General features: G+C 60.2%; 21 protein-coding genes (1 of these 21 only partly in view). 2 read left to right on the top strand and 19 right to left on the bottom strand.

What is annotated here, in order from left to right; all coding sequences use genetic code 11:
* The first annotated feature begins 108 nt into the window (after positions 1-108).
* Entirely contained in the window at positions 109-417 is a 309-nt protein-coding gene (locus ACFQDI_RS07745; RefSeq protein WP_377165126.1) for a hypothetical protein, read from the top strand.
* A gap of 314 nt (positions 418-731) precedes the next feature.
* On the opposite strand, the gene ACFQDI_RS07740 is transcribed toward ACFQDI_RS07745, so the two are convergent.
* From ACFQDI_RS07740 to ACFQDI_RS07695, 10 genes are all read right to left on the bottom strand, one after another.
* A complete protein-coding gene (locus tag ACFQDI_RS07740; RefSeq protein ID WP_377165124.1) occupies positions 732-2084 on the bottom strand; it encodes a sigma-54-dependent transcriptional regulator in 1353 nt (450 codons plus the stop codon).
* 15 nt (positions 2085-2099) lie between these two features.
* Positions 2100-3218, bottom strand: coding sequence for a hybrid sensor histidine kinase/response regulator (locus ACFQDI_RS07735; RefSeq protein ID WP_377165122.1), 1119 nt, complete (start codon positions 3216-3218; stop codon positions 2100-2102).
* Positions 3219-3299: 81 nt separating this feature from the next.
* Complete coding sequence (locus ACFQDI_RS07730; RefSeq protein WP_377165120.1) at positions 3300-5405, bottom strand: ATP-binding protein; 2106 nt, start codon at positions 5403-5405, stop codon at positions 3300-3302.
* A gap of 149 nt (positions 5406-5554) precedes the next feature.
* Positions 5555-5821 carry a hypothetical protein gene (locus ACFQDI_RS07725; protein WP_377165118.1) on the bottom strand — a complete coding sequence of 89 codons (267 nt, stop codon included), beginning with the start codon at positions 5819-5821 and terminating at the stop codon, positions 5555-5557.
* 78 nt (positions 5822-5899) lie between these two features.
* The gene (locus ACFQDI_RS07720) at positions 5900-6031 is read right to left on the bottom strand and encodes a DUF3096 domain-containing protein (protein ID WP_377165116.1); all 132 of its coding nucleotides are present in this window, start codon (positions 6029-6031) and stop codon (positions 5900-5902) included.
* A gap of 25 nt (positions 6032-6056) precedes the next feature.
* Positions 6057-6251 carry an entericidin A/B family lipoprotein gene (locus ACFQDI_RS07715; protein WP_377165114.1) on the bottom strand — a complete coding sequence of 65 codons (195 nt, stop codon included), beginning with the start codon at positions 6249-6251 and terminating at the stop codon, positions 6057-6059.
* A 41-nt stretch (positions 6252-6292) separates the two neighbouring features.
* Positions 6293-6442 carry a lmo0937 family membrane protein gene (locus ACFQDI_RS07710; protein WP_377165112.1) on the bottom strand — a complete coding sequence of 50 codons (150 nt, stop codon included), beginning with the start codon at positions 6440-6442 and terminating at the stop codon, positions 6293-6295.
* Between the two features lie 38 nt (positions 6443-6480).
* The gene (locus ACFQDI_RS07705; RefSeq protein ID WP_377165110.1) at positions 6481-6798 is read right to left on the bottom strand and encodes a hypothetical protein; all 318 of its coding nucleotides are present in this window, start codon (positions 6796-6798) and stop codon (positions 6481-6483) included.
* 13 nt (positions 6799-6811) lie between these two features.
* Positions 6812-6991 carry a hypothetical protein gene (locus ACFQDI_RS07700; protein WP_377165108.1) on the bottom strand — a complete coding sequence of 60 codons (180 nt, stop codon included), beginning with the start codon at positions 6989-6991 and terminating at the stop codon, positions 6812-6814.
* 281 nt (positions 6992-7272) lie between these two features.
* Entirely contained in the window at positions 7273-8016 is a 744-nt protein-coding gene (locus tag ACFQDI_RS07695; RefSeq protein ID WP_377165106.1) for an RraA family protein, read from the bottom strand.
* A gap of 92 nt (positions 8017-8108) precedes the next feature.
* On the opposite strand from ACFQDI_RS07695, the gene ACFQDI_RS07690 reads away from it, so the two are divergent.
* Positions 8109-9176, top strand: a complete 1068-nt coding sequence (locus ACFQDI_RS07690) for a substrate-binding domain-containing protein (RefSeq protein ID WP_377165103.1) — start codon at positions 8109-8111, stop codon at positions 9174-9176.
* 9 nt (positions 9177-9185) lie between these two features.
* On the opposite strand, the gene ACFQDI_RS07685 is transcribed toward ACFQDI_RS07690, so the two are convergent.
* From ACFQDI_RS07685 to ACFQDI_RS07645, 9 genes are all read right to left on the bottom strand, one after another.
* A complete protein-coding gene (locus tag ACFQDI_RS07685; RefSeq protein ID WP_377165101.1) occupies positions 9186-10181 on the bottom strand; it encodes a hypothetical protein in 996 nt (331 codons plus the stop codon).
* On the bottom strand, positions 10171-10806 hold the full coding sequence (gene tmk / locus ACFQDI_RS07680; RefSeq protein WP_377165099.1) for a dTMP kinase: 636 nt from the start codon (positions 10804-10806) through the stop codon (positions 10171-10173). The genes ACFQDI_RS07685 and tmk overlap by 11 nt, the downstream gene beginning before the upstream one ends.
* Before the next feature lie 4 nt (positions 10807-10810).
* On the bottom strand, positions 10811-12331 hold the full coding sequence (guaA, locus tag ACFQDI_RS07675; protein ID WP_377165097.1) for a glutamine-hydrolyzing GMP synthase: 1521 nt from the start codon (positions 12329-12331) through the stop codon (positions 10811-10813).
* Positions 12332-12377: 46 nt separating this feature from the next.
* Positions 12378-13835 carry an IMP dehydrogenase gene (gene guaB, locus ACFQDI_RS07670; RefSeq protein ID WP_377165095.1) on the bottom strand — a complete coding sequence of 486 codons (1458 nt, stop codon included), beginning with the start codon at positions 13833-13835 and terminating at the stop codon, positions 12378-12380.
* Positions 13836-13917: 82 nt separating this feature from the next.
* Positions 13918-14649 (bottom strand): Verru_Chthon cassette protein D, encoded by a 732-nt coding sequence (vccD, locus tag ACFQDI_RS07665; RefSeq protein WP_377165093.1) that lies wholly within the window; start codon positions 14647-14649, stop codon positions 13918-13920.
* 51 nt (positions 14650-14700) lie between these two features.
* Complete coding sequence (gene vccC, locus ACFQDI_RS07660) at positions 14701-15915, bottom strand: Verru_Chthon cassette protein C (RefSeq protein WP_377165091.1); 1215 nt, start codon at positions 15913-15915, stop codon at positions 14701-14703.
* 12 nt (positions 15916-15927) lie between these two features.
* Positions 15928-16398 (bottom strand): Verru_Chthon cassette protein B, encoded by a 471-nt coding sequence (gene vccB / locus ACFQDI_RS07655; RefSeq protein ID WP_377165089.1) that lies wholly within the window; start codon positions 16396-16398, stop codon positions 15928-15930.
* 39 nt (positions 16399-16437) lie between these two features.
* Positions 16438-21585 (bottom strand): Verru_Chthon cassette protein A, encoded by a 5148-nt coding sequence (vccA, locus tag ACFQDI_RS07650; protein WP_377165087.1) that lies wholly within the window; start codon positions 21583-21585, stop codon positions 16438-16440.
* 131 nt (positions 21586-21716) lie between these two features.
* Positions 21717-26827, bottom strand: the 3' end of a protein-coding gene (locus ACFQDI_RS07645; protein WP_377165085.1) for a beta strand repeat-containing protein. It continues 26902 nt past the right edge of the window; 5111 of the gene's 32013 nt are visible here — the last part of the coding sequence; the start codon falls outside the window, past its right edge — the gene reads right to left on this strand; the stop codon is at positions 21717-21719.

Genomic DNA, 26827 nt, shown 5'->3' with positions numbered 1-26827 from the left:
ATTAACCATTGTGGATCAACAGGTTTAATTCAGAACCGATCACAAGGTCCAGTTCTAGCTCAAGTGTATGTCCAACCTGGCACAACCAGAAGAAACCACACCCATACTATGAAACACACCATACTCATCCTGTCCCTGGCAGCAGCAAGCATGGGCTTGTCCAGTTGCTCAACTTACGTGGATGGAGGCGGCTACGTCGCGGCACGCCCAGGATACCCCGCCTATCGCCGAGTTCCCCCGCCGCCGAAGTACTACTCCAACTCATGGCATGACCATGACCGTTATCACCACGATCATTACAGGGCCAAACCAGTCCCCTACGGGCAGTGGAAAAAGAGCGGGGTCAATGCCCGGGTGAATGCCAATACCAGACTGCCTCTCAACGTGAACAGCTCGACACGTCTCGGCATCTTTTGACGGACGGCCACTGCAGCAGACCCTCAATCGCACCATCCACACCTGAAACACACCATGAAAAACATTCTCCCCCTGACATTCCTCGCAGTGATTGTCTGCCTGATGCCAAGCTGTGAAACCCACGTCAATGCGCGAGCCCGCGCACAATCACCAAGGCACAGTCATCATCGCAGCCAGTCTGGAGCTGGCATCAATGCCAATGTAGGCGCTTCACTGGGCCTGTAAAAAACAACATCCTCCGGGGCGGATGAATCATTTTCATCCGCCCTTTTTTTGCACCTGCGGAAGGCATAAGCAATCGTCGTTTCCCTGACTCAGGGACCGTCCAGCTGATAGCGCTTTCGCTTCCGGTAAAGTGTCGCGGAATCGATGCCTAACACCTGGGCAGCTTCATCCAGCGAAGCCGTGCTGGCCATGACACGGCGAATGTGCTCGCATTCCAGGAGCTCGATGCTGACGCGCCCGCCGACGGTCAGCTTGGAATCCTCAGCTCCTGAGCGCGCGGCATGAGCGGCCTCAGGCAGATCACATGGAGTGATTTGCTCCCCCTCGGCCAGGATCACCGCACGCTCGATGGCATTGCGCAGCTCGCGCACATTTCCAGGCCAGTCATGCGCACGCAGAGCCTGCAGAGCCTCATGGCTGAATCCACGGACTTTGCGACCAAACTCACGCGTGAAGAATTTGAAAAAACGTTCTGCATAAGGGATGAGATCTTCAGGCCGTTCGCGCAGCGGAGGCATCACGGCCGAAATCACATTCAGCCGGTAAAACAAATCCTCGCGAAAACGCCCTTCAGCCACCCACTCCTGAAGGTTTCGGTTGGTTGCCGCGATGACACGCACATTGGCCTTGCGCGGCGTGGCCTCACCCAGGCGCTCATACTCGCGCTCCTGAAGCAGCCGCAGAAGCTTGGGCTGGATCTCCAGCGGCAGCTCTCCGATTTCATCAAGAAACAGCGTTCCGCCTTCAGCCGCCTTCACCTTGCCCCAGGTGTCGCGCAGCGCGCCGGTGAAGGCCCCCTTGACGTGCCCGAAGAGATCGCTCTCCAGCAGTTCACGTGAAAGGCTTGGGCAGCTGACTGTGACGAAAGGCTTGTCGCGGCAGGCACTGCGCTCATGAATGGCACGCGCTATCATCGTTTTGCCGGTGCCGCTCTCCCCCAGGATGAGGATGGAAGCCTGGGTGTCTGCCGCGCGAAAAAACACCTCCAGGCTGCGCTGCAGGGCGGGGTTGTTTGACTCCACCTGCGCAGGCGGGGCCTGACGGCTCACCTCCGTTTTGAGTTCCTCAACTTTGCGCTCCAGGGAGCGCAACGTGGCAATGCGTTTGAGCGACTGACGGAGCTGGTCGGGACTGAAGGGCTTCTCCAAAAAGTCCACTGCGCCAAGCCTTGTCGCCTCCACCGCGTTGGGGATGGTGGCGTTGGCGGTGAACATGACAACGTGCACCCCTGGATGCTCGCGGCGTATCACTTCCAGCACCTGAAGGCCGCTCTCTTCGCCCAGGTACAAATCCAGCAGAACCAGATCAAAGGAGGTCTCCTTGAGGTTGGTCAGCGCCACGGCTCCGGTCTCGGCCGTTTCGACATAGTGGCCTGCGGCCTCAAGCGCGATGCTCGTGGCCCGGCGAATGCTGGCTTCATCGTCGACGATCAAAATATCCATCCGTATTTCATCTTGTTAAAGTTGTTCATCTCCGCACAACGAAAGCTCCAGCCGGGCGGCGGCTCCGCTGCCTTCAGCGCGGTTTTCAATGCGCAACCCCGCCCCCATTCTGTCTGCGCCACGTTTGGCAATCGCCAGCCCCAGCCCCGTGGAGGACTCGCCACCTGTGGGGCGGGCACTGAGTCTCATGTAATCCTGGAACATCCGGGCGTGGTCACTTTCGGTAAAGCCGGGGCCTTCGTCAGTGATGACAATCACCAGAGAGCGTTCTTGCTGGATGAGCTCTGCCACGATGTTTCCGCCCCGGGGCGAAAATTTCACAGCGTTGCTCATGAGGTTGTCGAGGATCTGCCCCAGCGTGAGAAGATCTCCCCGGATGTGCGCCTGCTGTTTGGGAGCGCTGACAGACAGGGCAATCTGTTTGCGCCGTGCTGTTGTCTGCCAGGCCGAAATCATTTCACGAATCTGATCCGTGGAGATCCGCACAGGCACCAGCCTTTCTTGCCCGGCCTCCTGGGCTCTGCGGCTCAGAAAGCGGTCCACAAAACTCACCACCTGATCACACGTCGTGACGATGTGCTGGATAAGTTCGCCGGCCGTTTCCTTCTGCTCCGGCGTGAGTTCCGCCAGCGTCTGGGCACTGAAGCGAATGGCGCCCAGAGGATTTTTCAAATCGTGCGCCACCATGCTGATGATCTTTTCGCGCTCATGAAGGATCCTGGCTGAGACTTCGCGTGTGCGCTTGAGCTCCACCTGGTTGCGCACGCGGGCCAGCAGCTCAGTCTTGTTGAATGGCTTCGTTATATAGTCCACACCGCCTGCCTCCAGACCGCGGACGATGGCCCCTGTGTCATTGGCTGCGGAGACAAAAATCACAGGCAGAGATGCCGTCTCAGGGTTGTCCCGCAGCCTTCGGCAAACCTCAAAACCGTCCATGTCTGGCATCAGCACATCCAGCAGCACAAGGTCGGGAGGCCGGGCCTCCATACGCTGCAGGGCCTGAGGTCCGCTGGTCGCTGGTATGACCTCAAAACCCGCCTGCGTCAGAATTGTTCCCACGACCTGGATGTTCTTCAGGTTGTCGTCCACCACAAGAACCACTCCCGGGGCGGCGGCTCCCCCCGTAAAAGGCATTGATGCTGTGGGTGAATCTTCAGTCATTTTTCTGGATTGTTTTCAGGAGTGGAGGCCTATCACAGGCAGGACTTTGCGTCATCAGCGAGCTGCCTCCGCCTCGCCGGTAATCTTGTGGGATACGTTGGAAAACTCGCCCAGGAGCTTTTCCACCTGCTCAAGTTCAAAACATTCCGCAGCCGCGACGAGCGCACTGGCATAGCGGCTGAGCGGCGGGCAGTCGTAGCGTGCAGCCAGCACCTGAAGATCGCCTCCAAACGCAGCAATTTCTCTCATGGGATAGGTCTCCAAAAATCGCTTCACCTCGTCACCGGCTATTTTTTTCAGCTTCACAGCAAGCCCTGGCCAGGTGGCCGAAGTGTGGGCGTCGAGTGATTCCAGCACAGCGGCTGGCATCGTGTCACTCACCACCACATCTGGGCTGGCCAGCACATGGCGCAGTGTGGCGTGGCCCAGCACAGGCTCCAGTTCATGGAAGAGATCCAGCGGGCTGAAAGGCTTGCGCAGGTAGCCGTCGAACATCTGCTTCAGCCGCAGGGATTCATCCGGGGCTGATGATGCCGTCTGAGCAATGACCGGGATCGCATTCGTGCGCTCATCCTCACGCAGGATCTCACGCGCCCATTTGCCGTCCATCCGCGGCATCCGGATATCCATGAGTATCACATCCGGCTTTGCATGCCGGGCGACTTCGAGCGCTTCGATGCCATCCTGCGCAAAAAGCAGTTCGTGATGTGACCCATGAAAAAAACCTGCGAGCAGCTCACGGTTGGTGGGGTTGTCGTCCACCACCAGAATCGTTGCCGCACGCAGCCGGTTGAAATCTGCCTGCCGGCTGCTGGGGGCGCCCGCATTCTTTTTTTTGCTGACCGAAACGCCAGAAAGCAAAACGGTGAATTCTGACCCGGCGCCCGGGGCGCTCTCCAGCAGGATCTGCCCCTGCATGAGCTCGACCAATTTCCGGGTGATGCTCAGGCCCAGGCCCGTCCCCTGAGCTCCGCTGCGGCTGAGTGCGGAGACCTGCTCAAACGGAGAGAAAATCCTCTCATGATCTTCTGGGGAAATGCCCACGCCCGTGTCCGTGACCTTGATCATCAAGTCCCACTTTTCGTCCTCCGTCTGCGCGGCATCCAGCAGCACCTTCACACCGCCACGCCGCGTGAACTTCACCGCATTCGTCACGAGATTCACCAGCACTTGGCGCAGGCGCAGCGGATCGAGGTCCAAAAACGGCGGTATGGCCCCGCGGATTTTGGTCTCCAGGTAGATGCCTTTGTCGGCAGCCTGCTGCTTGAGCATGACGGCAACGCCATCCACAATCTCGCTCACATTGGTCGGCTCCAGACGCAGTTCGAGTTTGCCGGCCTCCACGCGCGAGATGTCCAGGATCTCATTGATCAGCTCCAGCAGAGTGTGCCCGCTGCTCTGGATAGACTTCAGGTAATTGAGCGCCCGAGGCTCGCTGATGATCCCGCCCAGCAAGTCCGTAAACCCCAGGATGGCGTTCATCGGCGTGCGTATTTCGTGGCTCATGTTGGCCAGGAACTGCGATTTCTGGAGGTCTGCCTGCTTTGCATGGGCCACCGCCTGCTCCATCTCCATCCCACGCAGGGTTTCACGATGACTGCGCTTTAGAAAGAGCAGGCTGGCGAGTCCGGTCGCGACGGCGAGAATCAGGCCTCCGATGCTGGTGAAGGTCTGCTTGCGAAACTCCTGCTGCGCCTGCTGATCCCGCTGCAGGTAGAGTTCACGCTCGTGCCGCACGCACTCATCAATGCTCTTGAGCAGCTGCTTCATGATGGCGCCGCCCTTGTTAAAGATGCTTCGCCTCGCTTCATCCCCCTCCGCTCCCGAGGCGACCGACGTCAGCTGTGCCAGCGCAGCCAGGCGTTCCACCACAAGCTGCCGCACCTCCTTGAGCTGCCGCTGCTGGGTTTCATTGTCATGAGTCTGGTCTGTCAGCGTGTCCAGCAGTCTGCGAGTCTCCGTCTCAGTCTTTCCCAGTGATGGAGACCAGGTGATTTCCCCGAGGATGTAGAATGAATGCACCGCCGATTCGACTTCAGACATCTTGGAGCGAAGCACGAGTAAATTGTCGATGACCACCCCGGAATGCTCCACAATCTGGGTTCCCTCTCGCGCAATCCTGCCGCTGTAGGCCATGCTCGCCATGACCAGCAAAGTCATCGATGAGGAAAAGACCAAAAACAAGCCATGCCATGAGCGAAACATACTTAGTAGGAGGTGTTGAAAGTCTGGCCAGCAGGCCCATGCTTTAAACGAATCTGGTCCTGATGACGAACCCTTTCGCCATCAGGACCAGAGAAGATGCCAGCCTACTTGGCCGCATCTTTCACCGCTTCCTGGACAGCGGTCTTCACCTTCCCGGCGTCCTTGGCAGCGTCTTCGATCGCATCCAGGACAGGCTCGCCCGGGCGGCGGTCGAGTGCGTCATCGATCTTGTTTTCGATCTTTTCACGCACGGAGGGCTTGGCTGCGGCTTTTTGATCACCACAGCTCACCACCAGCAGGAGGGTAAGCCCGATCAGGAGGAACAGGCTGGCTGCAAAGAAACATTGAATGCGCTGATGCAGTGTGTTCATGGTATTTGAGATACTTGGGGTTTTTTTGGGCGGAATCACTTCCGCGTTTTAGGTTTGGGGGGGAGATAGTTGCGGTGGCTAACCCTTTTGAAAGGCCAGCACACCTGTGAGGATGAGGTAGATGCCCACCACGTAGTTCAGAAGCGCTGGAAACATCAGCACGCAGATGCCTGCTATGACCGACATCAGCGGAGAAAGATGCTTGTTCATGACGGAGTTTGGTGAGGGTGAAAACTCAGTTGCCAGAGGCTCTGGCGGCGGCGTGCTCGATTTTGCTGCCCACTTTTTCCACGTCGCGACCAAAGCCGCGTGTCGTGTTGCAGGAACTGAGCAAGGAGAGCGCCAGCAGCAGCAGCGAGATGGCGATGATGGACAAACCGGTGCTGCGGGCGATGGATTCGTCATTGATGGAGGAGGCGTTGTTTTTCATAAGCGTAAAAGTGAATTTTAAAGAATGGGGAGGGTGTTGATTTAAACCGGGCTGCGGCCTTGGATGATGCGAACGAGCACCAGCACCACCGCCACAACCAGGAGGATGTGAACGAAGCCGCTGAGTGTGTAGCTGGACACCACGCCAAGCAGCCACAGGATGATCAGAAGGATGGCGATAGTTTGAAGCATAAAGGTAGGTGGTTAGGATTGAGTCAGGAAAGCAAAACTCAGCGGCGGAACAGAAGCCCCAGCACCAATCCGCCTGCCAGCGCGCCGGCCAGCGCACGCCCGGGGTTTTCCACCACGTAGCCACGCATGTGGTCGATCTTTTCCTTGGTCACTTCAGCGGAACGGCGGGCCTGGTCTTCCAATCTCTGGGCCGAGTTTCTGGCCAGCTGGGCACTTGGCCTGATGATCTTGGTCTGCGCCAGTTCCATGGCTTCATGCGAGAGCTGTTTGAAGTCTGTCTTGGCAGCTTCACCCAGAGCGCGAAAGTCTTGCGCCGTGTCGTTCAATGCCTGCTGAATGTTTGGGGTGCTGTTCATAGGAGTGGGTGGGTTAGTGTTTCAGGTGGTAGGTGGCTTCGAAGATGATCAAAGCCATGATCGCCACCGCCCATGCTATGACTGAGGCCTGAGCCACCACCCCGGTCAAAGCCACGAGAAGCGCGAGCGTCGCCAGTATGAGCGACAGCACACGAACCAGTGAATTGTTTGGGGATGGATCAGAACCAGTCATGGGGGTGGCTTTCTTCGGTTGTCGACACCTACTTTCGCAGGGCTGATGCCAGCCCAACGACCAATGACCCACCCAATTCATTTCCAATGAATTAAACAACACACCACACCTCGGCCATTTGAAAGCCCGCCCCCAAATTCATGCAATGCGCATGGCGTGATCATGCAAGATGCACGAACGCCGGCACGGGAAGAAATTCGCATGCCGCCGACCTTTGTCTGCCCTGGAAAGGCATCACGTTTTGCCGCTATTGCGACGAGCTGACATGCGGGAGAGTGCGACTACCACTCCCCTTCACGCTGGAATTGCGCCCTGGCGTTTTTGCCAAACTGAGCACCAGCTGCGGCGAGATTTGCCAGCACCTCATCACTGCTCAGGCCGGCGCTGCCACGGGCGGCAGGGATGACGGTCTGGCACTCGTTGGCGTCCATGAAACGGGAGGCTTCAAGTATCTGTGGCTGTGCCTCGGGCTCGATGACGAGGAAGCCGTGCTTGTCTGCGTGAATGAGATCGCCGGGGGTGACTTTTCTGCCAAAGACCTCCACCTCGCAGTTCCAGCGCACGGGGTGCACATGCGCATGACCGACGCAGAAGCGGCGGGCCAGGGCCTTGAACCCTGCGTTGGTCATTTCATCCACATCGCGGATGGCTCCATCGACGATGGTACCCACACAGCCCAGGGCGCGGTGCATGTTGCTGTTCACCTCGCCCCAGAAAGATCCGATGGTGCGGGGTTTGTCGAGATCCTGCACGCAGACGATCTTGGGTCCGGGAATGCCTGCGACGTAGCGGCGGTAGTCGTTCCACGCATTCGCATTGGCTTCGCGATGCGCCTTGTTGCTCGGCTCAACCACGACGGTGACGGCATAGCCGACCATGGGGCCCATCTGCGGCATGAAGTCACGGGTTTCCTCAAGGTTAAAGCCATCGGCGGCGGGGTCACGTTTGGTAATCTGCTCCCATCCATTGTAGATGGTGGGGGTGTTCCAGCGCTTGAGTTGAAGGAGGTCGGAATGAGGAAGCATGGGTTGCGAAGAGTGTGGCATCATGAACGGCGCGGCACTTGATTTCTCTGTGGTCATTTCAGCTTACCACAGCATGGTGCGGCACCCTGCTTATGATGCACTCCGTACCACCCCGCCCCTCGCTCATCACGCACAGCGCCGACTTTTTACGCGAAGCCTTGCTGCGTGGGGAATGGCAGGAGGTGCTGCCATCCGAGCGCACGCTTTGCACCCGGCTGCGCATCAGCCGCCCCACGCTGCGGGCGGTGCTGGCGCAGCTGGAACGTGAAGGCTTGATCGGCGCGGTGGTGAACAAGCGGCGGCACATTCTTACGGTCCCCGCCACCCGTGCGAAGAGCGTTTCATCACGCGTGATCGCCCTGCTGACCCCTGTGCCGCAACAGGCGATGCCGCCGTTTGTGCTGTTCTGGGTGGATGCGCTGCGCGAGCTGCTGGCCGAGGCGGGCTACCAGCTCGAAGTGCATGCAAGTGCGCACTGCTTTGCAGCCAAGCCTGCGGGCGGGCTGAAAAAACTCACGCAACGAGCCCCCGCCGCTGTGTGGGTGATGTTTCGCTCGAACGCAGTCATGCAGCGCTGGTTTGCGGAGCAGCAGCTGCCGGCCGTCATCGCGGGGTCGTGCGCTGATGGCGTGGAGCTGCCTTCGGTGGATCTGGACTACCGGGCGACCTGCCGACATGCGGCGACGATGCTGATGCAGAAGGGGCATCGGCGCATCGCACTGCTGCTGCCGGACTCGGCGCATGGCGGAGATGCAGACAGCGCCCAAGGTTTTCGAGAAGCTTTTGCGAGATGCGATGCCGAGCCTTGCATCGTGCAGCATCATGAAACGGCGGAGCAGGTGATCGACAGCCTGAACGAAGCGCTGAAGCGGAAACCTGCACTGACGGCTTTTCTGGTGGCACGTTCGATCCACACCCTGACGGTGGTGACTCATCTGCTGAGGCTCGGGCATAAGCTGCCGCAAGACTTTGCGGTTGTCTCACGGGATGACGATGCGTTTTTAGATCATGTGGTGCCAAAGGTGACGCGCTATTCGGCGGATGCGGCGAAGTTTGCGAAGCGGCTGGCCAGACTGGTGCTGGAGCTGGCTCAAACGGGGCACACGAGTATGAAGCCGGTGCGTTTGATGCCGGATTTGCGGCGTGGAGAGACGGTGTGAACGAAGGCGTTACGCACCAAAAGCCTCAATGAAACACACCTCGAGCGCGAGGCCTTCGTTGACGTTGGTGTGGAGGTGGCTTTCGAGCTGGCGGAGGACACGGATGCGTTTGGCGACGTCTCCTGGCTCCCATTTGGCAGCAAGGGCGGCGGTGGCGTCCTGAAACTTGGGCAGGTCGAGATGCGCGGCTCCGGCCTGCTGGCGGGCGACATCTCCCATCCAGGAGAGAAGGAGCTCCATGAGCGAGGTGCGCTGCTGGAGGTATTCGGCCTCGATCTGGGCCTCCACCTGCTCCTCACGCTGCTTGAGCCAGGCTCCGTCGGTGGTTTTGGCGTAGTGGTCCTGCTCGCGCTCGAAGTCGGCCTCCTGCTCCTTTTTGATGGATTCGTGCAGGGCTTCGAGGATGTCTTCGAAATCCTTTTTCAATGAAAGCGCGGCGGAGATGCTGCCGCCGTCTTTGCCAGACATCCGCTTGAGCACGTAGAGCAGCCTGCCCTCGTGTTCGGTGAAGATGCGCGCACCGTCCGGAGGCATGAGCGCGACCTCGAGCACTCGGGACTGGATGGTGGGCAGCAGCTGCTCGGGCTGGGTGCTGAGCAGCAGCAGCAGCGTGTTGGGCGGCGGCTCTTCGAGCGTTTTGAGAAAGGCGTTCTGCGCCTGCACGTTCATGCGCTCGGCATCGACGATGATCGCGAGCTTCCAGCCGTTTGGCGCGGCGGTCTGGTGGATCATCTTTTCCAGAAAGCGGATGGTGCCGGGGTCGTCGCCGTCATCGCCGATGGTAATGCGGCGGGATTTGCTCTGCGGGCGCAGAACCACAGCCCCCTGCCCTTCCCAGGCTTCGAGCGTTCCCATCTTGGTGCCAACGATGAGGTCGAGCATTTTGGCGGCGAAGACTTCATGCTGCGCCTCCTTGGGGCCGGTGATCAGGTAGGCGTGACCGAGGCGGCCGTTGTCACGGGCGCGGGCGATGAGTTCAAGGGCATGGTCGCTCTTAAACGGCATGGGAGTGAGTGGAGATGATGCGCCAGATGCTTTCGTGCACGGCTTCCGGAGCCGCCGAGGCATCGATGATTTTCACGCGTGCGGGCTCCGCCTCTGCGAGGGCGAGGTAGCCCTGGCGCACTTTTTCAAAGAAGGCCTGCGGCTGGCTTTCGATGCGGTCCAGCTCACGGCCTGCCTGATGAATGCGCTGCCGGGCGGTGGCAGTGTCCATGTCCAGCACCAGCGTGAGCTGCGGCAGGGTGCCGCCGATGGCGAAATGGTTGATGGCGCGCACGCTTTCCAGCGGCAGGCCCCGGGCGATACCCTGATAGACGGTGGTGGAGTCGAGAAAGCGGTCGAGAATGACAAAGGTGCCGGACTCCAGCAGCGGGCGGATTTTTTCACGCACAAGCTGCGCACGGCTGGCGGCGAACAGCAGCAGCTCCGTCTCCGGCGTCATGGCAGCACCCTCTTTGGCATGCTGCAGGAGGTGCCTAATGCTCTCTCCCAGCTCGGTGCCACCGGGCTCGCGCAGCATCACCACGGCGCGCCCCTCAGCCTCGAGCCGGGCACGGAGCAGCGCTATCTGCGTGGACTTGCCGCAGCCTTCGGAACCTTCGAATGAGAGCAGGAAGCCGGAGCTCATGTCATCACTCCCACTCAATGCTGGCAGGCGGCTTGGTGCTGATGTCGTAGAGCACGCGGTTCACGCCTTTGACGCTGTTGAGGATCTTGTTGGAGGCGTTGCGCAGCACGGAGTAGGGCAGCTCGACCCAGTCCGCAGTCATGGCATCCTCGCTGATGACAGCGCGGAGAGAGATGGCCTGCTCATAGCTGCGCTCGTCGCCTTTGACGCCCACCGTTTTGACTGGGAGCAGCGCGGCATAGGCCTGCCAGGTGCGCTCATACCAGCCGCTGCGGCGGAGCTCGGCGATGAAGATGGAGTCGGCATGCTGCGTGGTGGCCACACGCTCGGCGGTGATCTCTCCTGGAATGCGCACAGCGAGGCCGGGGCCGGGGAACGGATGGCGCCAGAGCGCCTGATGCGGGATGCCCAGGCTCGCGCCGAGGGCACGGACCTCGTCCTTGAAGAGCTCGGCGAGCGGTTCGAGCACCTTGCCCTCCTCCTTGAGCTCCATGATGCGGTCCACACGGTTGTGGTGGGTTTTGATCTTGCTGGCGATGGAGCCGCTGGTGGCGCTCTCGATCACGTCAGGGTACAGAGTGCCCTGCGCGAGGAGTTCCACGTTATCGGCCACCTTCCAGAATTCCTCAACAAAGAGAGTGCCGATGATGCGGCGCTTCTGCTCGGGGTCGGTGACGCCTTTGAGCGCGCCGAGGAAGGTGGCGCTGGCATCGATCTGCTCAATGGGCACACCGACTTTGTCGAAGAGTTCTTTGACCTCGGCCGCTTCGTTCAGGCGCATCATGCCGGTATCGATGAAAATGCAGCGCACTTTGACGCCAGCCTTGGCAAGAAGAACAGCGAGCACGGTGCTGTCCACACCGCCGGAAACGCCGCAGATGACTTCACGGCTGCCGACCTCGGCTTTGATGCGGTCAAGCATCTGCGATTTGAAGGCTTCGATGTCGAACTTGGCAAGCTGCGCGCCGCTTTGGGTGAGGAAGTTTTTCAGAATGGCGGTGCCTTCGTGCGAGTGCGTGACCTCCGGGTGAAACTGGATGCCCCAGCAGCGGTCCGACCATTTCAGGGCCACCGGCACGGCGTCTTCATTGGTGGCGATGACCTTGGTCGTGCTGGCGAGGTTTGCACAGGTGTCGCTGTGGCTCATCCAGACCTGAGATTCGTGCGAGATGCCGCTGAAGAGGTCGGCGTGGTCGGTGACGACGAGCTTGGCAGGGCCATACTCGCGGGTCACCCCCGGCTTGACCGTGCCACCGTGCTTGATGTTGAGAAGCTGCATGCCGTAGCAAACACCCAGCACGGGAACCCCGAAGGACATGAGCTTGTCATAGTCCACGTCCGGAGCATCCGCATCCGAGGTGCTGCGAGGGCCGCCCGAAAGAATGATGGCCCCGGGAGACTGCAGGTTCGCCAGTTCGGCCGGCGGATAGAGGTGCGAGACAAAACCCAGCTCGCGGACGCGGCGAACGATGAGCTGGGAATACTGGGAGCCGTAATCGAGAACGGCGACTTCTTGGGCGGTCATGAGAGATGGGGGCGTATGCAGGATGGGAGAGCCGAAACTGGAGGAATCAATGCGGCTCGTAGTTCACAGGCTCTTCGGTGATGACGACATCGTGCGGATGGCTTTCCTTGAGACCGCCGGCGGTGATGCGTACAAAGCGTGCCTTGGCACGCAGCTCATCGAGGGTGTTGGCACCCACGTAGCCCATGCCGGAGCGAAGGCCGCCGATGAGCTGGAAGACGACATCTGCGAGGGGGCCTTTGTAGGGCACCCGGGCCTCCACGCCTTCAGGAACGAGCTTGCCGGAGCTGTTCTGGCCATAGCGGTCACCTGCGCCTTTGCGCATGGCTCTGAGACTGCCCATGCCACGGTATTCCTTGAAGGTACGGCCCTGCCATTTGACCATGTTGCCCGGGCTTTCGGCCGTGCCTGCCAGCAGGGAGCCCAGCATGACGAAGTCAGCGCCGGCGGCGAGAGCTTTGACGATGTCTCCCGAGTACCGGATGCCACCGTCAGCGATGACGGTGACGCCAGCCGCACGGCAGACTTCGGCGACCTCCTGCACGGCGGTGAACTGAGGCATGCCCACGCCGGAGATGATACGGGTCGTGCAGATGGAGCCCGGACCGACCCCGACTTTGACAGCAGAAGCGCCTGCCTTGACGAGATCGCGCGCACCGTCGGCAGTGACGACGTTGCCGGCGACGATGGGGATGCCTGAGCCGAGATTTTCGCGCAGCCGTGCGATGACCTGCATGACGCGGCTGGTGTGCCCGGTGGCGGCGTCAATGAAGACGGCGTCGGCACCGGCAGCCTGCATGGCGAGGCCACGGTCCACACAGTCCTCACCCACACCGACGGCGGCACCCACGCGGAGCTGTCCGTTGGCATCTTTGGCGGCGTTGGTGAACATCTGGCGCTTCACGATGTCCTGCTTGGTGATCAGGCCGGCGAGCTTGCCGCTGGAATCGACCAGAGGGAGCTTTTCGATGCGGTGCGTGTAGAGAATCTTCAGCGCATCCTCAAAGCTGGTCTGCGGCGTGCCGGTGGAGAGCTTTTCACGCGGTGTCATGATGGCCGAGACCGGGGTGCTTTCGTCCTCGATGTACCACATGTCGCGGCTGGTGACCATGCCGGCGAGTTTTCCCTGAGCATCCACCACGGGGAAGCCGCTGACGCCTTTTTCATGCATGAGGCGCTGCACTTCGCCCAGCTTGGTCTCTGGCGTGACGGTGTGCGGGCTCTGGATGACGGTGTTTTCGGAGCGCTTCACCCGTGCCACATGCTCGGCCTGCTGGTCGATGGGGCAGTTGCGGTGGATCACCCCCAGACCGCCCTCACGTGCGAGGGCGATGGCGAGTTCGGACTCCGTGACGGTGTCCATGGCCGACGATAAAATCGGCACATTCAGGCCAATGGCGGCCAGTTTGGTGGAAACATCGACATCCCCAGGCAAAACCTGGCTCAGTCCGGGAAGGACAAGGACGTCGTCGAAACTTAAAGCAAGAGAAGGCAGTTCACCCATACGCCATTCAAGCGACGATCAGGCGGCTGTCATGCAGAAAATTGGGTCAGTTTGAAACGAACTGCCCATTCCCGAGGGGGACTTAGAAGCCTGGACGGTAGTTGCGGGCCTTGCCGGTGAAAGGATCGACCTGGATGGTGTAAAAGTTTTTGGGCAGGTTCCCCGTGGTCACCTCCTGGCCGCTGTTGTACGTCAGGGTGAAAAAGCTGTTAGGGAGGGTTCCGTACTCAAGCTGCGCAAAGCCGTTTTGCTGGGCGCTGACCTTGCGGCAGGAGCCATCCGGCATGAACCGCAAAGCATTGTACTTGGCACCGCTCACCCCGGAATAGCCCACGCCACCGGCCGCGTTTGGCTTGACGTCATCCAGCGATGTACCGTTCTGCCCGTTCAGCAGCGGGGACAGATCCGTGCCTGCAGCGATGATGACCCCGTCAGAAAGCTTTGACAAAGTGTTGACAGGCACCACGGACTCCAGCGTCTGAGCATTCGAGCCCACGCCCTGGGTAACCGTCACGATTTTGAACATCTGATACGAGCGGAAGAGCTGGACGGTGGAGCCGGGAAAATCCTGGTCCGCGTATTTGAAGAACCTCAGCTCAACCGGGACATTCTGCGCGTAGGAAAGCTGCTTGGCCTCCGTGATGGCCCCCATGATGGAGTCTCCTGTGGACGCCAGCCGGGTGGCCTGCATGGTGCGCATCAAGGCGGGCGTGGATGAGGCAAGGATCATCGCGACGAGGGCGATCACCACAAGCATCTCAATCAGGCTGAAAGCCCGCCTGGCCTGCCGCTCTGTGTATGAAAAGTATGTCATAGGAATGAAATATGAGCCGGATGGATTAGCAAAATGAGAGTCAGGATCCCGTCAGAAGCTCCAGCGCGCCTGCTTCAGGGCGATGGTGGTGCTGAACACTCGATAGTTAAGCTTTTGATCAAGCAGGAGCTGCACAAGCGTGCCGGGCTTTCCCTGAACGCCGTCCAGCTCTTCATTCAGGCTGGCGGCATTTTGCAGCTTGCCTGCGATGGCCGTCAGGAGCTGGGCTCTCATCTGGCTGTTTTCTTCACGCGCCAGAAATTCGCCAGACCGTTCGTCCAAGGCGATCATGCTGACCTTGAGCAGTGGCGGCAGCAGATGCTGAGTCCCCTGCTGGCTCGCATTGAGTGGCGAAGCACCAGGATTGATTTTCAAGGTCGAGTCATAAATGTACTGCGGAGCGATGATGTAAGGGGCCACACCCGTGTTGCCAGTGACCTCGACCTGCGGAGAGATGACCAGGGCAATGATGTTTTCTGCAATGGGCCGCGTGAAGGCACGCGTCTGGGCGGTCTCCTGGGAGCTTTGCACCTCGCTGTTGAGCACATCCTGATACCATTCCATGGAGTGCGCGGTGATGGGCCGCAGGCTGGTGTCATAAATCCGGTTCTTCTCAGCGGTGGGGCTGTATTCCATCAGACGCAGCCGGCTGCGCACCGGCACGGCATTGTTCAGCTGCTCCAGGAAGGCCGGGCGGAAGGACGCATCCGTCCCCCATTCCACAAAGTAGCCACGGCCGCACAGCAGATTGACCATGTTTTCGGTGTTGACGGGCTGGCTGGTGGAGGAGCCCGATGACAGCGTGGCCACCAGGCTTGCGATGCCCAGAGGAGCCTGGAAAAACACCGCATGCCCCGGATAGTTCTGCGCATTGCCAGCGGCACCCGGCACCACCTTGCTGGTAGGACCGCAGATGAACTGAAGCTCCGACTGCCTGAAGTAGTCCTTGGCCAGAGAGATCGTCTGACCGGCGGCATCCGATCCCAGCGTGTCGAATTCGTTGTCCCAGTAGTTGTTCAGCGTGGCCTGGGACAGAGAGCGGGTGAGCGTGTCAAACGCCTGCCGTGCCTCACGGAACTGCGACACACGAGAATTGGCACGCACCCAGCTGCGCTGCACGATGCCGATGACCTGTGAGACGACGAGCATCAGGATCACCAGGAAAGTCACAGACACGAGCAGCTCAATGAGCGTGAAGGCAGGGCCGGCACCCCGCCGCAGACGGCGGCCCATGGGCGGGCGAAAAAGGGAGAAGGAAAGATTCATGACAGGGAAAAATCAGCGGGTTTTGGCGATCAACTGATTGAAGACCACATAGGAGCCCGTGTTGTTGGTGCCGAAGACAAAGCTAGGCGAGCTGGTCGCGGCGATTTTGATCACCATGCGCTTCAGGTAAGGCTGGGTTTTTTCGGCCTTGGGCAGCGCCACCACGGACTGCTGCTCAATCTCCACCACGAAGGCGAGATCGGTGGCGTCCTGCGCGACCTCGCGCCCCTGGTCGTTGTAGTACTTGTTCACCTTCTGGTTTGGCTTCGGCAGCATGTCAAAGGTGGCATTCTCCATGTCATGCGTGACCTGCTCCAGAATGTTGCTGTCGTTGATCATCAGCGCTGTCTTGCGCGCCATCTCCAGGCCCTGAGGCAGGAGCCCCAGCAAGGTGATGATGGCCAGGGCCGCAATGGCCACAGCGAGCGTGACTTCGACCAGTGAGAAACCAGCCTGCGAACGTGATTTGTTGGGATGTTTCATAGCCAAGAGTGCTGACCTGAAAAGGCGGCTGATGGTTGATTAGGGGCTGAAACGCTTGCTTTCCAGCGTGCGGAACTTGTAGAAGGTGTCCAAGGGCTTTTCTCCCAGAGGATTGGCCGTCGCAGCGTAGTCGGGCAGAGGATTCGTCACATCGGTCGGGTCGATGTAGCGCTCGATCAGGGCAGAGCCACGGTATTCGCCCAAGATGGCGTCCTTGGTCGGGTCCATGGTGTCCGGAGCGGTGGAGCGCGCCTTGGTGATCACCTGCGCCCTCATGTGAACCCGGAAGGTGTTGCTGCGCGTCGTGACACGGGCGTAGATGTTGGAGTAAGGCCGCTCGCGGGTGTTGTCACCCGTTGTGGGGTGGTTCTGCCAGAACTGCTCCATGACAGTCTGCAAGTTGGTGCCGCTGGTGTTGGCGTTGATGTTGCCGATACTGCCGAGGATTTCACCACCGGATGAAGCCCCCTGGCTGACATCCGGGATCAGGTGAATTTCACAGATCTGGCTCGGACTGCGGAAGAGGCCGCGGTAGCGGTTCAGAGCATGGTTGGAGCCTGTGGCTGAATGCTGGAACTTCTGGTCAAACTGATACAGGGTCTTGGTGACATCAATGGGGCGGTGCCAGTACTTGGTATGAGTGCCTTCATTCCAGAAGACGTCTCCCGAAGCTGACCAGGCCGCCTGCCCTTCTGTCGAGCTGGCACCTTGTCTGCTGGAGTAGTACACTTTGGCGTTGTCCGCATCTCCCAGCGGGATGGCGGTCATGAACTCCCCTTTCATCACGGCATGCATGCCCGTGGCACGGGTGATGTTGGTGAAGGGGACGATCTGGTAGTTCAGATTGATGCGACCGGCGATGGAAAGCGGCTCGCTGATGGCATAGGGCTCGACCACCGGCATGAAGAAGAGATCCAGCAGGTAGTGGTCACGCGGATTGTTGTCGCCAGGGTGGCCGGGGGTGACACCCTTGCCATAGTTGGCATTCGAGCTTGCATGCGGGCGGAACAGCAGGGTCTGCCAGGGCTTGCCTTCTGAGTAGGAGACGCCGGAAAGGGCGCTCGTGCCGACATTGCCGCCAGGCCAGACGCCGGTGGGCAGGGAGCCAAACATGACCGGAGAGGACACAATGCGGTTCGGAGTCATGTAAACACCGGTGCGCCAGTCGTCACTGTTGTGCCAGGGCTCGTAGAAATAACCCGAGCGGTAGAATTTTGTAACGTTATTACGGGTGTAGTTACCCGCATAGAAGTTGCCTTCGTCAGGCTTGTTCACATAAGCGCCGTCACGTGCGTTCGCGATCCCGTTGTCAAAATCTCCGAAGGCGTTGGCCGTAGCCGCCCAGCCAGTATCCGGCGGCAGGTCGGGGATGGATGAGTCCCGATAAGGGGCACCGGCGACAAGCTGCTGATTCTTGTTAATGTTAATCCCCAGAGGAGTTAACTTGGTCATCGTTGCGGCGGTAGGAAGGATGCAACCCGACTCCGTGGTGGTCACGTGGGTGGTGAAGCTATGAATGGTGCGCGGCTGGGTGAGCGCCGGCATGGAGTCCACTTGCTGCCACAGCGGATGGCGCATCCACATGGTGCTCGGTACATTGTAACGTGCGGCAGCCAAGCGGTAATCTCCAACCGCTGGCACAAAGGTGCGAATGACATCTGAACCCGACCAGGGGTTGCCGTTCACATCTGTGATTGTGACACCGCCGCTGGTGGTGGTGGCCTCAGGCGGGATGAGGCTCACTCCCAGGCGTGTGCCGTTGTCAAAAACGGCCGTGCCACCCGCAGATGTTGCGAAGCGCGATTCCGTGTCGAGGCGCCCGGTGGTGATCTGGTCATCACTCGAGTTGAAAGTGGTGTTGAATGAAGGTCCCGAAGCGTAGAGAGGAGGATTGGCTGTTCCGCGGTAGGCCGAATTGACCGTGCCGAACATGCGGTTCAGGCAGCCCATGCGGTTAAAGCACCACCAATGGGGAGCTTGGAGAGAACGGCGGTAGGTATCGCGGCCAAAAGAGTCCACGTAGAAGTAATGGTCGATCTCGTTCTTGTTGGCAGGCTCATACAAGGGGGTGCCGTTGACGCGTCTTTCATTGGCCGAATACACCAGGGCGGGAACCGGCAGGGTGGCGCCGTCAAATGAGATGCTGATGGTCTGAGCCTCCTGGCCGTTGTTGCCAGCTTTGCTGTGGGAGTCGTAAATCTTGATCACAAGATCGCGCTGGCCAAACGTCAGAACCATCGGCTGGTTGCGGTTCACGGTGACGTACTGGCTGATCAGGCCCCAGTTGTTCAGCCCATCATGGCCGTTGTTGTTCGGGCCCGGGTTGGCGAGGTAGCGGCTGCTGTCTGTGGTGCGCGCACCGCCTGAGACGTAGGGGTTGGTGTCATCGCCCATGAGGGTGGTACCCCAGCCGGGCCCCGCACGACCTCCAGCGATGGCAGTCGGCCCAACATGCCCGCCCATGGAATAGCAGTCCGTGGCTTCATAGACATTGCCGTTGGACTTGATGATCACGTCCTGTGTCGTTGGAAAGAGAGGCACTGGACCGTTCACGCCTTGGAGCATGATGGAGCGGATGAAGCTGCCATCCAGCACGATGGCCCATTCTGGGAACATCTTGGTCCAGCCGGACATGGGGCAGAAGAATTCCAGCATCAGCATGGCCTGCACTCTTTTTTCGGCAGGCCTGCCGCCCGAGCCGTCGCTCAGCGGAGTGTTCAGCTCCAGCGTCATGTTCCAGTTGGCCGGATTGTAGCCCGGGTGAAGCGAGGGGTGCCTGTTGGCCACGGTGGGACTGCAGCCATAGTAGGTGCCATTGCCGTAGGGCGCGGTGAGCGGCGGGAAATTGGAATACCAGCGGTTAAAGCCCAGCAGCGGCGGAGTGCGCGGGGGAAAGGCAGGCGTCAGAAAGGTGGCTGCAGAGCCGCCAGGGTTGTTGGTGGGAGCCTGGGTCGGTTCACGGGTCGAGAGCGCCTTGGGAGCACTGCCACCGCCGCTCAGCACACCACCGGTGTTCACCGCATACTGAGGGTCGTTCATTCCGTCCGCCGTGCAGATGAACTGGAAGCCGATTTCTGAAATGGTGAACATGCGGCCCATCCCCTGCACGATGCGGCCATTTTTCTGCCAGCGGGCGGGGGACACCTGGCCATGGCCGGGGAACACATACTGATCAGCCGTGATGAGGTTACTTCCGATCTGGGTCTGGGTGCCATCATTGAGGCTGCCCGAAGCACGGCGGGTGATGCGCTGCTCCGTGTAGGTGAAGCGGGATTTGGCGATGTTGTCCCTCTCCAAATAGAGCGGAGTGCCGGTAATTGGGCTGGGCGGATTAGTGCTCATGTTGTAGCCCGACAAGCCGTCGTTGTTACGAGCCATGACCCCATCATACAGGTTGGTGCAGCGGATGTAGTCAAAGAACTGGATGGCCAGCTGGGCGGCGTTGTCGGTGCCGTACTTCTGGCCGAAATTGTTGCTGGAGCCCAGCGAGGACGTCTGCGGGAACTGCAGGGTCGTCATTTCTGCGTAGAGATAGTCAAGCAGGGTGCTGTTGCGCGTCAGCCCGGTGGAGCCGCCGTAGTCGGAGGATGAACCCGTCACGTCATGGGTGGGATGGTGCGGCTGAGCCCGGCGGAAAATGTAGCTGTTGGCCACGGCGGCACCCGCAGTCTTGCCACGCAGCGTGGAGCAAAGGGCGATCATGGTGTCAAAGCTGGTGCGGCGCTGCTGCCCGAGCCCTTCGTCTGCCACCGGCCACATGGAGATGCGGGGCAGTCCATGAATGCTGAACTCCGGGGAGCGGCTGTTGGCCGTCAGGAAAAACCGGGAACGCTCCAATGTGTCATGGTCAAACAAATAACGGGAGCCCTGCCCCGGCAGCGGAATGCTGGTGGCCACGCGTCCGATGTTGCTGTTGTAGTTGTAGTTGGAATCATTGACTCCATCTGCAAAGAGCATTTCGTCCACGGTGGCAAAGAGGCGCTCTTTTCTTGCCTGGACGGTGTCGCCACTGCTGGCCGTGCCGACTTCGCCGTTGCTGCTGGAAAACGCATCAAGCACAAACGGCTTGGTTCCGGAGGAGGAGCCCCCGGTGGCAATCTTGGGCATCAGGGTGTAGATGGCATCCTTGGTCTGCGTAATGTTCGTGATGTTGGCCCGAGGGGCGTAAACATCCAGATCGACCCCCGGTGCCAGGACCGTGCTCAGAGCCACTGTGGCGGGATGCCCGGGATAGCGCTGGAACTCGCCTGCGGTGCCGGGGAAGTTGGCCCACTTGGAGTCACGCTGGTGGTAGAAGTAGGGAGGGGCAAAAAAGGTGGGCTCGGATGCCGTGTTCACATTGACTTTGCAGGACTCGTCATCGGTCCAGAATGCCACGCGTCCGATGATCGGGTTGGCGGCGGAAGGAGTGGTGGAGCCGTCGGCGCTGATAAACTTGTTGCTGGAATCAAGCGCTCCGGTGGTGCCGTCACGCAGGACATAGATCCACTCCACAGGCATGGGCAGGCGCAGTTTGGTGGGGTCATTGCCGGCATCTGCAGGCGTCACCACTTCGTTGTAGGTCACCGTGCCACCCGCGCCGGTGATCGCCGGCGTCACTTTGGTGTAGTTGAAGCCTTCCACGGCCACCATGGTGCGCCCGCTGGTCGGGTCGGTCCCATTGTAGGCCGCCCGTGGGTCAATGATCGGGAAATAAAGGGCCATGGTTCCGGTGGCGAGCCCGGGACGAACGACGGGTTCGTTGAGGTCCACATACCGCGCCGCGTTCTGGGATGAGCCCCAGTCGCTCGGGACTTGATTGCTGCTGTTGAAAATGTCCGCCTCGTTGGAGCTGGTGATCACCATCTGCGAACTCGAATAGAGCTTGTGGGCGCGGACAAAGTCACCGTTGGCCTGGTAAACACGTGCCATGCCCGGCTGGGTGGCATGGATGGTGCGGCTGAATGAGCCCGTGGCGGTATTCTGGGCATTTTGCAGCTGCACCTCAGTGAAGGTAACGGCCAGATCTGCCAGTTGCTTGGCATTGCGGGACGCCACGTAGCTCTGGCTGGCTTTGTATTCAGTGCGGGTGACCGAAAAAATGGCGACGACCAGCATGGACATCAAAGCGACGGTGGTGACCACCATGACCAAGGCCATGGCCTTTCTGCGCTTGTTCCACTTCGCGACAAATGTTGAGGCATTCATGATTAGCTCCTGATAAATTTCTGATTTATGAGGCGATAATATTAAAATCGCATCAAACTGACAAGGTATTTATCATGTAAACACAACGGCTCTGCCGGTCAGTTTACCGGCAGGCCGTAGGCGGTCCTAGCTCAAACAGCCATCCTGCGGCGGCGGCGCCAGCCGAGGGCCAGGAAGCCGAGCAGCAAGAGCAGCAGCCTGCCCGGCTCAGGCACAGCCACCACGATGATGCCGGTGCTGTAGAGATTGCTGATGTCCCAGAACATACCGCCGGTCAGGGTGGGCAGGTCCACGAAATCAGTGGAGGTGTTGCCGGTGAGGTTGGCGAACTTGCCAGTCGGCGTCAGGCCACCCCAGTCGATCAGCTTCCAGGAATCTCCCACGTTGAAGCTGGTCGAAACCAGGGAGCTGCCAGAGCCGATGCCCACTTTCAGGGTAGCCCCGTCGATGGTGATCAGGGACGACGCAGATCCGGTGTTGTTGAAGATCAGGCGGTCGTTTTCGGTCGTATTGGTCGTGCCGCTCAGATTGAGGAACAGGTTCAGCTTGAGGGTGGAGCCAGTGGCCAGAGTGGCGAAGCTCTGGTCGCCCTGGACCACGCCAAGGAACGGATCTGTGTATGTGGGTGTGGTTCCCGTGGAGTTGAGGGCCACAATGAGCTGGCTGGCTGCGGTGTGGCCAATGTTGCCAACCGCCAGTGTCGCACCGGTCTGGACGGTGAGGCCATTGCCAACGCCGGGAGCGATCGAACCCGTGCCACCAATCGTGGCCCCGGTCTGGACCACCACACTGCCATAGCCGGTGCCGGAACCGGCGGTGTTGTTCACCAGCAGGGTGCCTGAGGTCACCGTGGTGGTGCCATGGTAGGTGTTGTTGCCGGAGAGCGTGACCACGCCTGAGCCGGTCTTTGTCAGGGCGAGCATGTCCTCCGCCCCGTTGGCTTCGGTGATGTTTCCGGAGAAGGCGATGCCAGTTCCGGAATTTGGCGTGCTGGACTGGACCACCAGCTCCTTGTAATCCTGGAAGCCGGTGATGAGGTTCTGCAGGCTCACATTTCCAGTGAAGGTCACCGGGTTGGCCGAGGCAATGGTGGTGGTGCCCACGCCGTTGTAGTTGATGTCAATGTTCTGCGTGATCGTGGTGATGGCCGCATTGTTGATCTGCAGGGTGACGTTCGGGTTGCTCTGATCCTGCAACCAGTGGACCGGATCGGTGATGGCTCCATTGACGGTGGTGACACTTGGCGAAGCCATGAAGTAGGTCAGGCCGGCCGAGGAACCGCCGTTCACAGAGACCTGGGCTCCGTTGACCATGTTGGCAGAGGAGTTGAAGACCAGGCCGTTGGTGTTGTTGAGTCCGTCCACACGGGCCAGGTTCATGGTCATGTCATCATTGATCTGGGTGATGGCGTAGAGCCCGTTGCGCTCTGGGTGGTCAATTTCATCTTTGACCAGGATGGTCTTGCCGATGTCTGCGCTGGTGAAGGTCACGCCGTCAATGGTGCGGCTGACATAGTAGAAGGCACCGGAGCCTGCATCGGAGTCATTGGCCACGATGTGGCCGCCGCCGGTGGCCAGGAAAGCACCGCCGTAGCCGCTGACGTCTTTGGCGTAGAAGGAAGTGTTGCGCTCCACTCCGAGAAGCGAAGCCCCGTTGGTGGCGTAGTCAGCCGTCAGCGAGAACCCGTAGGAGTCCGGAGTGAATGCATTGCCACCCAGCTCGAGGGTGGAGGTCTGACCGAGCGCGGATGCATTGGCCAGAACCAGGGTGCCGGAGCGCAGCACCGTGCCTCCTGCCATGTCTGCGCCGGAGCCGCCCGTCTGTGAGCCGTAGGTGTTGGCACCAGCCAGCACGACGGTGCCGCCGCCCATCACCGTGATGCCACCCTGGCCGGAAATGACGCCCTGGTAGGTCACTGTGGAGCCCGCGTTGTTGGACAGGAAGACATTGCCTCCGGCCGTGCGGTTCACTGTCACGGCTCCGGTGACCGTGGTGCTGGAAGCGGTGGTCTGCAGCACCGAAATGCCTTCGCTGTTCACGTTGCCAAAAGTCACCGCATTGGAAAGCGTGTTTCCATTGAAGACGAGCGTGAGCGCTTTGTCAGCGGTGCGCGTGTCTGTGGTGGTGCCGACTTCGACGGCTCCGCTGCCCAGAGAGCCGTTTTGCTGGGCGATCAGGGTCCCCTCAGCCAGCGAGGTGCCGCCGGCATAGGTGTTGTTTGCGGCCAGGCTGAGCACGCCATTGCCACCTTTGATCAGCGTTCCGTTGCTGCCGGAAAGCACCCCGGAGATGACGGCGTCAGGGACGAGGGTGGAGGAAGACGGAGCATCATACACAGGGCCACGACCGCTGACGACTTCGACCATGCGTGCCTTGCGGCCAAGGTCGATGCCGTTGGCAAAGATCACGGTGCTGTCGGCATCCTGGGCGCCGAGGATGAGGGAATCATTGTCCGGAACGAAGCCGTTCAGGCCCCATGTCAGTGTGGCTGCGCTGCCGCCAATGTTGACGGTGCGATTGGTGGTGTAAGCGGCAAAGCCACCGCTGCTGGTCCAGTCCACCTGATTGCTGCCTGTGCCGAGGTTGCGGGTGAAGTCTCCGGCATTGAGGCCGACCACACCGCCATCGATCCGCAGATGGCTGGCGTCTGGCAGAGCACCGGCGGAGTCCAGGCGCATGACACCGCCCTGCAGGTAGGTGGTGCCAGTGTAGGTGTTGGTGCCGGAGAGAGCCGTGGTGCCGTCGCCGCTCAGCACCAGATTGACGAGCCGACCGGCGGAGTTGTTGTTGGCGATGGAGGCGCTGATGCTCAGCGCCGTGAGCGGATTCCAGTTGTAGATGATAAGATCTGCCGTGGTTCCGTCTGTGTTGGCCAGACCGCTGGTCAGGACGCCACCGACAATGGAATTCTGGTGGGTGCCGGAGTGCGTGGTCTGCAGGATGGCACCGCTGGCAATGGTCAGCGTGTCCGTGATGGTGATGATGCTGGAATTGAGCTCGATAGGCTGCGTCGTGAGGCTTTCAGAATAGAGAGACACGGTGCCGACCTGCGTGAAAAGCTGACCGCTTGGGTTGGTGATCAGCACGATGTGGTTCACGGCATCGATGGAGTAGATCGTTGAGTTGGCAGGGATGCCAGGTCCGGAGATCGCCATGCCCACCTTGAGACGGGAATCAAAGATGTTGGTGATGGTGTAGCCGTCCGCGCTGAGAGTGCCGCTGAAAGTAGGCGAGTTGAAGGCATACAGGGTCACGGAAGGTCCGTTGAGGACCGGCGCCTGGCTCAGGGTGATGGTGTTGTTGGCCACATCAATGGCGGTGATGAAGGTTCCGTCTGCAATGCCGTTGCCACGGACCAGCTGGCCGACCTGGAGGCGGTCGACGCCCGGCACACGCTTCACCAGCAGCGGGTTGGAGTCCTGGCCAAGGTCACCCGCGAAGGAGGTGCCGCTGTTGGTCAGCAGGATGGTGTTCACCGAAGCGCCGGAAACCGTGCTGCCGGTGAAGGATTCTTCCATCAGGGCGCCGTCGCTGATGTTGTCGGTGACAATCCAGTTGGCGACATTGGAACGGAAGGTGTGCGAGCCCTTGATGTCCGATCCGGTGATGATGTTGGTGGAAGAGTCCACGAAGGCGAAGTTGTTCACGCCCGGATTGTTGGTGCTGTTCAGCGTGAACAGGGCACGTGGCATGATGACACCGACGTCGATCAAGGCGCGTCCGGCGAGGGTGATCTGAGACACCAGAGCACCACCGTTCACTTCAAACAGCACGGTGCCGCCCTTCTGGAAGTTGACGCCTGAAGGGTTGTTGATGTCCTGCAGGTTGAGGAAGGTGGCTGCACCATTCGCACCCGTCACACGAATCACGGAAGAACCTTCGGCGATGTTCAGGGTGCCGATGATGTTCTGGGTGGTGTTGCGGCCTGAGATGCTCTGAATGTCGAGCGTGCCACCTGCCATGGTCAGGGCGCCGATGTCGTTGCGGATGTACTGGTCGTTGAATGCAGGCGCGAGCTTCAGGGTGCCGTCTCCCACCACCAAGGAGCTGATGCCGTAGCCGCCGAAGGAGGTTCCGAGCATGTAGAGGGTGCCTGCGCCGATCTTGACGATGCCGTAGTCATCCTGATTTCCGGGGGTGGTGTAGTTGCCGCCCATGGTCAGCACGGTGTAGGCGTTGCCCACATCCCAGACAGCGGTCTGATTGATGGTGAAGCCACGGTCCGAGCTGGCGCTGGTGCCGTTGAACTGCAGGGTGCCGCCATTGAAGACCAGGTTGGCCAGGGTGTTGCGTGAGGCGCCAAGGCTGGAGGCCGGGCCTGCAAACACCAAGGTGTTGGAGCCGGTGGTGATCGCCGCCACGGAGATGTAGATCGTGGTTCCGTCAACGATCTTGGTGATGGTGGCTCCGAGAGGAATGCCAGGGCCGGAGACCAGCTGGCCGACACTGAGATTCGCCGTGGAGGCGACGGTGACCTTGGTGTCTCCGTTCGTGGTGGAGGAAATCAGCGTGGCTCCGATGCTGGTGCTGGCTCCGAACGTGAGATTGTTCTGGCCGGTGGTGGTCACGGGGTTGGAAATCTCGATCGTGTTCTGATCCAGAATTCGCAGGATGGTGGAGTTGGCCGGGATGCCGTTGCCGGAGATGGTCTGGCCCACGGTCATGCCCAGGGTGCTGCCAACGGTGATGCGTGTGCCGCTCTGGGTGTCAGTGGCAAGCGTGCCGTTGTAGAGCGTGGAGCTGCCAAAGGTGAGATTGTTGGTGCCGGACACCAGCGCCAGTGTCGTCGCGTTGCCGCTAGGATTCAGCACGCCGATGGTGATCTGGGTGCTGTTCACAATGGAGAGGATGACGACGGTGCCGCCGTTGGTGGGGATGATCCCGGAGCCGGAAACGGTCTGCCCCACGGTGAGCCCTGCCGTGCCGCTGGCGACGGTGACGGTGGCGCTGTTGGCCGTGGTGGTGGCAGAAATCGTGCCGCTCTTGGCCGTGATGCCGCTGTTGTCGTAGTTGAGGTTGGCACCGGTGGTGGTGAGCAGCGCGCCGTTGGACAGGGTGACCGTGGTGGGGCTGTTGATGGCCGTGATGGTGACACCCGATGGGAGCTGAGAGCCGGTGACGATGGTTCCGATCGTCAGGCCGGCGGCATTTTCGACTGAGGCGGTGCGGCCCAGCGACGTGAGGTTGGTGATCATCTGTGTGCCGGAGGTGTAGCCTTCGACGCCAAGGGAGGAGATCGTGG

The organism is Prosthecobacter fluviatilis (assembly GCF_042655725.1).
Taxonomy (GTDB): Bacteria; Verrucomicrobiota; Verrucomicrobiia; order Verrucomicrobiales; family Verrucomicrobiaceae; genus Prosthecobacter; species Prosthecobacter fluviatilis.
The sequence above is the reverse complement of the archived record's forward strand: the minus strand, read 5'-3'. Positions and strand labels throughout refer to the sequence as shown.

Bases quoted from the DNA above. Each gene is read 5' to 3' on its own strand.
- ACFQDI_RS07745 (WP_377165126.1), top strand. From the start codon at position 109: ATGAAACACACCATACTCATCCTGTCCCTGGCAGCAGCAAGCATGGGC.
- ACFQDI_RS07740 (WP_377165124.1), bottom strand. From the start codon at position 2,084: ATGGATATTTTGATCGTCGACGATGAAGCCAGCATTCGCCGGGCCACG.
- ACFQDI_RS07735 (WP_377165122.1), bottom strand. From the start codon at position 3,218: ATGCCTTTTACGGGGGGAGCCGCCGCCCCGGGAGTGGTTCTTGTGGTG.
- ACFQDI_RS07730 (WP_377165120.1), bottom strand. From the start codon at position 5,405: ATGACTTTGCTGGTCATGGCGAGCATGGCCTACAGCGGCAGGATTGCG.
- ACFQDI_RS07725 (WP_377165118.1), bottom strand. From the start codon at position 5,821: ATGAACACACTGCATCAGCGCATTCAATGTTTCTTTGCAGCCAGCCTG.
- ACFQDI_RS07720 (WP_377165116.1), bottom strand. From the start codon at position 6,031: ATGAACAAGCATCTTTCTCCGCTGATGTCGGTCATAGCAGGCATCTGC.
- ACFQDI_RS07715 (WP_377165114.1), bottom strand. From the start codon at position 6,251: ATGAAAAACAACGCCTCCTCCATCAATGACGAATCCATCGCCCGCAGC.
- ACFQDI_RS07710 (WP_377165112.1), bottom strand. From the start codon at position 6,442: ATGCTTCAAACTATCGCCATCCTTCTGATCATCCTGTGGCTGCTTGGC.
- ACFQDI_RS07705 (WP_377165110.1), bottom strand. From the start codon at position 6,798: ATGAACAGCACCCCAAACATTCAGCAGGCATTGAACGACACGGCGCAA.
- ACFQDI_RS07700 (WP_377165108.1), bottom strand. From the start codon at position 6,991: ATGACTGGTTCTGATCCATCCCCAAACAATTCACTGGTTCGTGTGCTG.
- ACFQDI_RS07695 (WP_377165106.1), bottom strand. From the start codon at position 8,016: ATGCTTCCTCATTCCGACCTCCTTCAACTCAAGCGCTGGAACACCCCC.
- ACFQDI_RS07690 (WP_377165103.1), top strand. From the start codon at position 8,109: ATGATGCACTCCGTACCACCCCGCCCCTCGCTCATCACGCACAGCGCC.
- ACFQDI_RS07685 (WP_377165101.1), bottom strand. From the start codon at position 10,181: ATGCCGTTTAAGAGCGACCATGCCCTTGAACTCATCGCCCGCGCCCGT.
- tmk (WP_377165099.1), bottom strand. From the start codon at position 10,806: ATGAGCTCCGGCTTCCTGCTCTCATTCGAAGGTTCCGAAGGCTGCGGC.
- guaA (WP_377165097.1), bottom strand. From the start codon at position 12,331: ATGACCGCCCAAGAAGTCGCCGTTCTCGATTACGGCTCCCAGTATTCC.
- guaB (WP_377165095.1), bottom strand. From the start codon at position 13,835: ATGGGTGAACTGCCTTCTCTTGCTTTAAGTTTCGACGACGTCCTTGTC.
- vccD (WP_377165093.1), bottom strand. From the start codon at position 14,649: ATGACATACTTTTCATACACAGAGCGGCAGGCCAGGCGGGCTTTCAGC.
- vccC (WP_377165091.1), bottom strand. From the start codon at position 15,915: ATGAATCTTTCCTTCTCCCTTTTTCGCCCGCCCATGGGCCGCCGTCTG.
- vccB (WP_377165089.1), bottom strand. From the start codon at position 16,398: ATGAAACATCCCAACAAATCACGTTCGCAGGCTGGTTTCTCACTGGTC.
- vccA (WP_377165087.1), bottom strand. From the start codon at position 21,585: ATGAATGCCTCAACATTTGTCGCGAAGTGGAACAAGCGCAGAAAGGCC.